The 8,680-nt window shown below is 76.8% G+C and carries 9 protein-coding genes and 1 riboswitch; all 9 genes read left to right on the top strand.

The window, feature by feature from the left end:
* Positions 1-35: 35 nt before the first annotated feature.
* The 9 genes from J1M39_RS04900 (at position 36) to J1M39_RS12430 (ending at position 8,591) form a co-directional block, all read left to right on the top strand.
* Positions 36-1,118 carry a methionyl-tRNA formyltransferase gene (locus J1M39_RS04900; protein WP_228070664.1) on the top strand — a complete coding sequence of 361 codons (1,083 nt, stop codon included), beginning with the start codon at positions 36-38 and terminating at the stop codon, positions 1,116-1,118.
* A complete protein-coding gene (locus tag J1M39_RS04895) occupies positions 1,115-2,746 on the top strand; it encodes an RsmB/NOP family class I SAM-dependent RNA methyltransferase (RefSeq protein WP_036340792.1) in 1,632 nt (543 codons plus the stop codon). The genes J1M39_RS04900 and J1M39_RS04895 overlap by 4 nt, the downstream gene beginning before the upstream one ends.
* A gap of 16 nt (positions 2,747-2,762) precedes the next feature.
* Positions 2,763-3,434, top strand: coding sequence for a ribulose-phosphate 3-epimerase (gene rpe / locus J1M39_RS04890; RefSeq protein WP_036340795.1), 672 nt, complete (start codon positions 2,763-2,765; stop codon positions 3,432-3,434).
* A 94-nt stretch (positions 3,435-3,528) separates the two neighbouring features.
* Positions 3,529-3,673, top strand: a riboswitch (FMN riboswitch).
* Positions 3,674-3,755: 82 nt separating this feature from the next.
* The gene (gene pnuC, locus J1M39_RS04885) at positions 3,756-4,460 is read left to right on the top strand and encodes a nicotinamide riboside transporter PnuC (protein WP_004167571.1); all 705 of its coding nucleotides are present in this window, start codon (positions 3,756-3,758) and stop codon (positions 4,458-4,460) included.
* Positions 4,457-5,674 (top strand): bifunctional diaminohydroxyphosphoribosylaminopyrimidine deaminase/5-amino-6-(5-phosphoribosylamino)uracil reductase RibD, encoded by a 1,218-nt coding sequence (ribD, locus tag J1M39_RS04880; protein ID WP_206496517.1) that lies wholly within the window; start codon positions 4,457-4,459, stop codon positions 5,672-5,674. Before pnuC ends, ribD begins: the two co-directional genes overlap by 4 nt.
* On the top strand, positions 5,596-6,252 hold the full coding sequence (locus J1M39_RS04875; protein ID WP_098092889.1) for a riboflavin synthase: 657 nt from the start codon (positions 5,596-5,598) through the stop codon (positions 6,250-6,252). The genes ribD and J1M39_RS04875 overlap by 79 nt, the downstream gene beginning before the upstream one ends.
* Positions 6,249-7,562 carry a 3,4-dihydroxy-2-butanone-4-phosphate synthase gene (gene ribB / locus J1M39_RS04870; protein WP_206496516.1) on the top strand — a complete coding sequence of 438 codons (1,314 nt, stop codon included), beginning with the start codon at positions 6,249-6,251 and terminating at the stop codon, positions 7,560-7,562. The genes J1M39_RS04875 and ribB overlap by 4 nt, the downstream gene beginning before the upstream one ends.
* Entirely contained in the window at positions 7,559-8,041 is a 483-nt protein-coding gene (gene ribH, locus J1M39_RS04865) for a 6,7-dimethyl-8-ribityllumazine synthase (RefSeq protein WP_020624532.1), read from the top strand. The genes ribB and ribH overlap by 4 nt, the downstream gene beginning before the upstream one ends.
* A gap of 418 nt (positions 8,042-8,459) precedes the next feature.
* Positions 8,460-8,591, top strand: coding sequence for a hypothetical protein (locus tag J1M39_RS12430; RefSeq protein ID WP_020624531.1), 132 nt, complete (start codon positions 8,460-8,462; stop codon positions 8,589-8,591).
* Positions 8,592-8,680 lie beyond the last annotated feature (89 nt).

Raw genomic sequence — 8,680 nt, 5'->3', positions numbered from 1 at the left:
GGAACAGGAGCCGCCCGATGACCGCCCCGACGCCCCTGCGCGTGCTCTACGCCGGCACGCCCGAGACCGCCGTGCCCGTGCTGCACGCCCTGCTCGACTCGCCCCACGAGGTCGTCGGCGTGCTCACCCGGCCGGACGCCCCGGTCGGGCGCCGGCGGGTGCTGACCCCGTCGCCGGTCGCGATCGTGGCCGAGGAGGCCGGCCTGCCCGTGCTCAAGGCCGACCGACTCCGCGGACCCGAGGGCGCCGATGCCCTCCAGGCGATCCGGGCGCTCGAGGCAGACGTGGCCGTCGTCGTCGCCTACGGGGCGCTCGTGCCCGCCGAGGCCCTGCAGATCCCCCGCCACGGCTGGCTCAACCTGCACTTCTCCGCGCTGCCGGCCTACCGCGGCGCCGCCCCCGTCCAGCGCGCCGTGATGGCCGGGGAGACCGAGATCGCCGCCGACGTGTTCCAGCTCGAAGAGGGCCTGGACACCGGCCCCGTCTTCGCCCGGCTCACCCGCCCCGTCGCGGCCGACGAGACCGCCGGGGCCGTGCTCACCGACCTCGCCGAGCGCGGCGGTCCGCTCGTGATCGACGTGCTCGACCGCCTGGCGGCCGGCACCGCGACGGCGACGCCCCAGCGCGGCGAACCCTCCCACGCGCCGAAGCTCACGGCCGCAGACGGCCTGGTGGACCCCGCCCGCCCGGCCGCCGAGGTGGCCGCCCGGATCAACGGCGTCACCCCCGAGCCCGGCGCCTGGGGCTGGCTGACCGCGGACGACGGCGCCGCCCCGGCCCGTTTCAAGCTCGACGGCGTCGCCCCGGTCCGCGCCGGCGACGACGGCTGGCCCTCCGCCCTCGACGCCGCGGTTCCCGGGCAGATCCTGGTGGCCGCGAAGGCCGCCTGGCTGCGCACGGCCGGCGGGGCCGTCCGGCTCTCCCGCGTCCAGCCGGCGGGCAGGAAGCTGATGCCGGCCGCCGACTGGGCGCGCGGCGCCGCCGCCGGGGCCGCGCTGCTGGCCGGGGAGGCGCTCGCCCACCACGAAGAACAGGCCCGCCAGGAGGCCGCCGCCCGGGCGGCGGCACGCGAGGCCGCGCGGAACGCCGCGGCACAGGACGAGGAGGCACGCGCATGAGCCGCGAAGGACAGGCAGGACAGGGCCGGGGCGAGCGAGGGGCCCGCGGAGAACGCGGCCGCGCACCCCGGCCGGACGCCCAGGACCGCCGCGACGCGCAGGGGCGCACCCGCAACCGGGGTCGCTCCGGCGCCGGGCGGAAGTACTCGGCGCAGGCGCCGTCACAGCGCTCCCGCACCGCCGACCCGGCGCGCCGCGTCGCGTTCGGGGTGGTCCGCTCCGTCCACGCGGAGGACGCGTACGCGAACCTGGTCCTCCCGGCGCGCATCCGCCAGGCCCGCCTCGACCGGCGCGACGCGGGCTTCGCCACCGAACTCGCCTACGGCACCCTGCGCGGGCTCGGCCTGTACGACGCGATCCTGACCCGCTGCGTGGACCGCCCGCTCGAGAAGATCGACCCACCCGTGCTCGACGCCCTGCGGCTCGGCGCCCACCAGCTGCTGGGCATGCGCGTGCCCGCCCACGCCGCCCTCGACGCCACCGTCTCCCTCGTGCGCGCCGAGATCGGGGCCGGCGCCTCCGGGTTTGTGAACGCGGTGCTGCGTCGGGTCGCCGAACGCCCCCTCGAGGAGTGGCTGGCCGACGTCGCCCCCGCCGACGGCGGCGACGCCGCCCTGGCCGTCCGCACCTCGCACCCCGTGTGGATCGTCCGCGCGCTGCGCCAGGCCCTGGCCGCTCACCGCGGCACCCGCCACATCGCCGACCGCGACGCCGAGCTGGCCGCCCTGCTCGAGGCGGACAACGCCCCGCCCGTGGTCAACCTCGTCGCCCTGCCCGTGGCCGGTGGGGCCGAGGCGCTCGCCGCGGCCCTCGACGACGGCGCCGAACCCGGGCCGCTGGCCCCGGACTCCGCCCTGCACTCCGGCGGCGACGCCGGCCGTCTGCCCGGGGTGCGCGAGGGCGTGCTCCGCGTCCAGGACGCCGGCTCCCAGCTCACCGCCCGCGCCCTGGCCCAGGCACCCGTCCCCGCGGCCGAGGGGCGGGCCGAGCGCTGGCTCGACCTGTGCGCCGGCCCCGGCGGCAAGGCGGCCCTGCTGGCCGCCCTCGCCGCCGAGCGGGGTGCGACGCTCGTGGCCAACGAGGTCGCCCCGCACCGCGCCGACCTCGTCCGGCAGGCACTCGCCGCCGTGCCCGCCGGAGCCTGGACCGTCCGGGCCGGGGACGGCCGCACGATCGCCGACGCCCCCGAGGCGGCCCCGGCGTTCGACCGCGTCCTCGTGGACGCCCCCTGCACCGGCCTCGGTGCGCTGCGCCGCCGACCCGAGTCGCGCTGGCGCCGCACCCCGGCCGACCTCGCCGAGCTCACCGGCCTGCAGGCCGAGCTGCTCGACGCGGCGGTCTCCGTCCTCGCCCCCGGCGGGGTGCTCGCCTACGTGACCTGCTCCCCGCACGTCGCGGAGACCGTCGTCCAGGTCCAGGACCTCGTGCGCCGCCACCCCGAGCTGGAGCTGCTCGACGCCCGCACCGCCCTCGACACCGTCGCGCTCGACGACCTGCGCCTGGACGAGGCCGAACCCGCCGGCGCGCCGGAGCCGGCCGATGTGGTCGCCCGCACGGCCCAGCTCTGGCCGCACCGGCACGGCACCGACGCCATGTTCCTGGCCCTGCTGCGCGCCCCCGGCGCCTGACCGAGAGGACCCGCCCATGACCGCCCGCGCCCCGCGCCTGCACCCCTCGATCCTGTCCGCGGACTTCGCCCGCCTCGCCGACGAGCTGGCCCGCATCCCCAGCGCAGACGCGGTGCACGTGGACGTCATGGACAACCACTTCGTCCCGAACCTCACCCTCGGCCTGCCCGTGGTCGAGGCGATCCGACGCGCCACGGACCTGCCGCTGGACCTCCACCTGATGATCGAGGACGCCGACCGCTGGGCGCCCGGCTACGCGGAGGCGGGGGCCGAGTCCGTGACCTTCCACGCCGAGGCGTCGGCGGCGCCCGTCCGACTGGCCCGCGAGCTGCGCGCGGCCGGAGCGAAGGCCGGCATGGCGCTGCGGCCGACGACCGCGGTCGAGCCCTACCTGGACATGCTCCCGGAGCTGGACATGCTCCTGCTGATGACCGTGGAGCCCGGCTTCGGGGGGCAGGCGTTCCTCGACGTCGTGCTGCCGAAGATCCGCCGGGCCCGCCGCGCCCTCGACGGCGGGCCCGCCCCGCTGGCCCTCCAGGTCGACGGCGGCGTGAACCGGGAGACCATCGAACGCGCGGCCGAGGCCGGGGCCGACGTGTTCGTGGCCGGCTCCGCGGTGTTCGGCGCCGAGGACCCCGACGCCGCGCTCGTCGGCCTGCGCACCGCCGCCGCCCGCGCCTGCCACTGAGCCCGGCGACGCGGTCGCCCGGCCGCCGCGCCGGACGTCGCCCGGTGACGTCCGGCATGCGCGGCCGGCCGGGCGTGCGATACTGCTGGACAGCAACGTGCTCCGAGATGCGGTGGAAGTCCGCACCGGCGGTGACAGCCCGCTAACCGCGCGGCCCGTCCTCATCCGAGGCGGTGCCGGGCGGCCTGACCGGTGGAATTCCGGTGCCGACCGTACAGTCGGGATGGGAGAGGCACGCGGCGGAGCCGTTCCGCGCCCTGCGCGGGAGGGCTGCGGAGCGCACCCCTCGGAGTCCCGATCCGAGGAGGTGGCGTCACGGTCATGGACTGGTTAGTGGACGCCTTCAACTGGACCATCCCGGTCGCCGGCGGGGGCCTGCTCATGCGCGAGGTGCTGGGCAACGTCTTCGGCCTCGCCTCCGCCCTGGGCGGCATGGCGCGCAGGGTCTGGGCCTGGCCCGTGGGCATCCTCGGCAACCTCATCCTGCTGACGGTCTTCCTCGCCTCCCTGTTCACGGGGGCCGATCACGCCACCCTGCTCGGCCAGGCCGGCCGACAGGTCATGTTCATCGCCGTCTCCGTCTACGGCTGGGCGCGCTGGCGTCAGGCCCGCCGGGGCCACGCCGAGGACGCTCCCGCCATCACCCCGGAGTGGGCCGGCTGGCGCGGGCGCGTGTTCCTCGTGACGGCCATGGCGGTCGGCACCGTCGCCCTCACCCCCGTGTTCCGCGCCCTGGGTTCGTGGGAGCCGGTGTGGGCGGACGCCTGGACGTTCGTGGGATCGCTGCTGGCGACCTACGGCATGGCGCGCGGCTGGGTGGAGTTCTGGCTGATCTGGGTGGCCGTGGACGTCGTCGGCGTGCCCCTGCTGTGGAGCACCGGCTACTACGCCTCGGCCGTGATGTACGCCTTCTACGGCGCCTTCACCCTGATCGGCTTCTTCGTGTGGCTGCGCGCCACAGACCGGGACAAGCCCGCCGTGGAGACGCTGCTGCCCGACGGCCCCGAGGGGGACGTCGCCCGATGAGCGCCGCCGAGACCCCGCCCGCCGACCCCATGGACCTCGCCGTCCACGCCGCGCTGCGCGGTGTGCGCGGCGCCAACCCCCTCGTCGGGGCCGTCCTGACCGACGAGGCCGGCCGCGTCCTGGCCGTCGGCCACCACCGCGGACGGGGGACCGCCCACGCCGAGGTCGACGCCCTCGCCCGCTGGCGGGCCGCCCGCGCCGCGGATCCGGCCCTGGCCGCCCTCGACCCCGCCGGCCTGACGCTGCACGTCACCCTCGAGCCCTGCGACCACACCGGCAGCACCGGCCCCTGCTCCCAGGCCGTCCTGGACGCGGAGATCGGCGCACTGCGCTACGCCGTCGCGGACCCCACCGGTCACGACGGCGGCGGCGCGGCCCGCCTCGCCGCGCACGGGGTGCACGTCACCGGCCCCACCGGCGAGACGGCCGCCCTCACGCTCACCGCCCGCTGGCGCGAGGTCCGCGACGCAGGCCGTCCGTGGGTGACCGGGCACCTCGCTCAGTCCCTCGACGGCCACGCCGCGGCCGCCGACGGCACGAGCCAGTGGATCACCGGCCCGGACTCCCGCGTCCACGCCCACGAGGTGCGCTCCCGCGTCGACGCCATCGTCGTCGGCACGGGGACCGTCCTGGCCGACGACCCCCGCCTCACCGCCCGTGACGCCGTCGGCGCCGAACTCGCGCACCAGCCCGTGCCCGTCGTCCAGGGTCACCGGCCCGTGCCCGACGGCGCCGCCCTGCGCACCCACCCGGTGGTGCTGGAGGTCCTCGACCACGACCCGCACGCCGTCCTCGCCGCGCTCGCCGCCCATCCCGGGCCCTGGCCCCACGGCCGCCGTGCCGAGCACGTGCTCATCGAGGGCGGGCCCCGCGTGCTCGGCGCGTGGCTGCGCGCCGGCCTCGTGGACGAGCTCATGGTCTACACCGCGCCCCTGCTGCTCGGCCCGGGCCGCGCCGCCGTCGCCGGCCTGGACGTCGCCACGCTGTCCGAGGCACTGCGCTGGCACCCCGACCCCGCGGAGGGTGGCCCCGTCCGTGCCCTCGGGGACGACGTCTGGACCCACCTGAGCCCCGTGCCGGCCCCGCGCCTGCCCACCGCACCGCCCCCGCCCCGACCCGTTTCCAGGAGGACTGAGTGTTCACCGGCATCGTCACCCATCTCGGCACCGTCGTCGCCCTCGAGCACGACGCGGCCGCCGACACCGCCCTGCTGACCCTCGACGCCGGCGGCGCCCTCGACGGGCTGCCCGCCGGCGGCTCGCTCGCCGTCGACGGCGTGTGCCTCACGGCCCTCGACGGACCCACGGAGCGCCCCGGCGTGTTCCGTGCCGACCTCATGGGCCAGACGCTGCGGATGACCAGCCTCGGCGACCGCGCCCCGGGGGACCGGGTCAACCTCGAGCGCTGTCTGCGCCCCACCGACCACCTGGACGGGCACGTGGTCCAGGGCCACGTGGACGGGACCGGCCAGGTCCTCGCGGTCACCCCGCACGGGGCCTGGACCACCCTGCGCATCGGCCTGCCCGCCCGCCTGGCGCGTTACGTCCCCGCGCAGGGGGCCATCGCCCTGCAGGGCGTCTCCCTCACCGTCACCGCCGTCTCCGACCCGGGCGCGGCCGCGCACTGGTTCGAGGTCGGCATCATCCCGGCCACGCTCGAGGCCACCACCCTGGGCGCCCTGCGGCCGGGCGACCGCGTCAACCTCGAGACCGACGTGCTCGCCCGGTACGCCGAGCGTCTCGCGCTCATCCCGTCCGCCCCCGCCGCACCCACCGAGGAGGCCCGCCCGTGAGCGAGCACATCCGTCTGGACCCCGTCCCCGCGGCGATCGCCGCGATCGTCGCCGGCCGGCCCGTCGTCGTCGTGGACGACGCCGACCGCGAGAACGAGGGCGACCTGATCTACGCGGCCGCCCTGGCCACCGACGAGGTCACCGCCTTCACCGTCCGCCACACCTCGGGCGTCATCTGCGCGCCCCTGCCGGCCGGCCTGGCCGACCGCCTGGCCCTGCCGCCCATGACCACCGTCAACGAGGACCCCAAGGGGACCGCCTACACCGTGAGCGTGGACGCCGCCGCCGGCGTCACCACCGGCATCTCCGCCGCCGACCGCACCCGCACCCTCCGCGTGCTCGCCGACCCCGGTGCCGCCCCCGGTGACCTGACCCGGCCCGGTCACGTGTTCCCCCTGCGCGCCGTCCCCGGCGGCGTCCGGGCCCGCCGCGGCCACACCGAGGCCGGCGTCGAGCTGTGCCGCCTGGCCGGCGTCGCGCCCGTGGCCGCCATCGCCGAGCTCGTCCACGACGACGGCACCATGATGCGCCTGCCCGCCCTGCGGGAGTTCTCCGATGAGCACGGCCTCGTGCTCATCTCCATCGAGGACCTCGTGGCCCACCTGGAGGAGACGACGCCGACCCTGACCGCCGTCCCCGCCGAGGCCACCCTGCCGACCCGGCACGGCCTGTTCCGCGTGAGCGTGCACGTGGACGCCGAGACCGGGGCTGAGCACCTGCTGCTCGTGGCGGGGGAGACCGACCCGGAGCGTCCCCTCACCGTCCGCGTGCACTCGGAGTGCCTCACCGGCGACGTGCTCGGCTCCCTGCGCTGCGACTGCGGCCCCCAGCTCGAGGACGCCCTCGCCCGCGCGGCGGCCGAGGGCGGCGCCGTCCTCTACCTCCGGGGCCACGAAGGACGCGGCATCGGCCTGGCCAACAAGATCCGCGCCTACCGGCTCCAGGAGGAGGGGATGGACACCGTCGAGGCCAACCTCGCCCTCGGTCTGCCCGCCGAGGCGCGCGACTGGGCCGGGGCCGCCGCCGTCCTCACGGCCGCCGGCCATCGGCGCATCCGCCTGGTCACCAACAACCCCGCGAAGGTCGCGGGGCTGCGGGCGGCCGGCATCGACGTCGTCGAGCGTGTCCCGGCCCCCACGCCCGTCACCGAGCACAACGTCGTCTACCTGCGCACCAAGCGGGACCGCATGGCCCACGCCCTGGCGGACCGCGTGCTCGAACCGCCGACGGCCACCGGCGGCCCCGCCACGCCGGCCGATGACCCGACCACCGACCCGACCCACCCCACCCACCAGGAGGACACCCCATGAGCGGCGCCGGAGCCCCGACCTTCACCCCCGACCCCGCCGCTGCGAGCGGCCTGAACGTGGCGATCGTCGCCGCCCAGTGGCACACGGAGATCATGGACGGGCTGATCGCCGGGGCGCAGGCCGCCGCGGCCGACCTGGGCCTGGAACCCGTGCTCGTGCGCGTGCCCGGCACCGTCGAGCTCACCGTCGCCGCGGCGCGGCTGGCGGAGCGATTCGACGTCGTCGTGGTCCTGGGCGTCGTGGTGCGCGGGGACACCCCGCACTTCGACTACGTGTGCCAGTCCGTGACCCAGGGCGTGACGGAGGTCTCGGTGCGCACCGGCGTTCCCGTGGGCTTCGGCGTGCTCACCGTGGACACCGAGCAGCAGGCCCGCGACCGGGCGGGCCTGCCCGGATCCCGAGAGGACAAGGGACGCGAGGCCCTCGAGGCGGCCGTCCTCACCGAGCTCGCGCTGCGCTCGGTCACGCCACGGGACTGAGGGTGGCCGGGCGGGGCTGCCTGCTGGGTCGGCTGCTCTCGACGTGGACCCTGTCCCCGGGGCCGGTGGGGTGATCGCAGGCCGGTCAACCGGGCCCGTCCGGAACGCCGGCAGCCCCGCGCCGTCATGGATGGGGTCGGCCGGAGGGCGCGGGGACCCGACGATAGAGGCGGAGACGCGAAGCCCCCGCCCTTCGTCTCGCTCGCGGCATCCACAGCTCGTCGTCCACTGCCCCGACCGTCAGGGCGGGCCGTTGACCCCCAACGCGTTCACCGCCGCAGACGGGTGATCTATGCGGCCCGCCCCGCCTCGGACGACTGCGTCGGGGTGCACGGAGCCTGCCGCAGCGTGGCCGCGTTCAAACAGTCCATGGCCCTGCTGGGAGCTGCGCGAGACCGGGCTGCTGCTCACCCCCCTGGTGCCGGCCCGCTCCATCGTCCCCGGTGCACGTCTGGCCTGCGACTGGCTGGGCCACTATGAGAAGCGCGAACCCGTCGCCTCCGCCTACGCCGACCTGGCCGGCCTCATCTTCGAAAGGATCACCGCATGAACGAGAAGCAGCTTGAGCCCGACCTGAGTCTGCGAGCACAGCGACGCAAGCCCACCCCGGCCCCCCAGACCTGTCTCTTATAAACATCT

The organism is Micrococcus sp. KRD077, assembly GCF_017168505.1.
Taxonomy (GTDB): domain Bacteria; phylum Actinomycetota; class Actinomycetes; order Actinomycetales; family Micrococcaceae; genus Micrococcus; species Micrococcus luteus.
The sequence above is the reverse complement of the archived record's forward strand: the minus strand, read 5'-3'. Positions and strand labels throughout refer to the sequence as shown.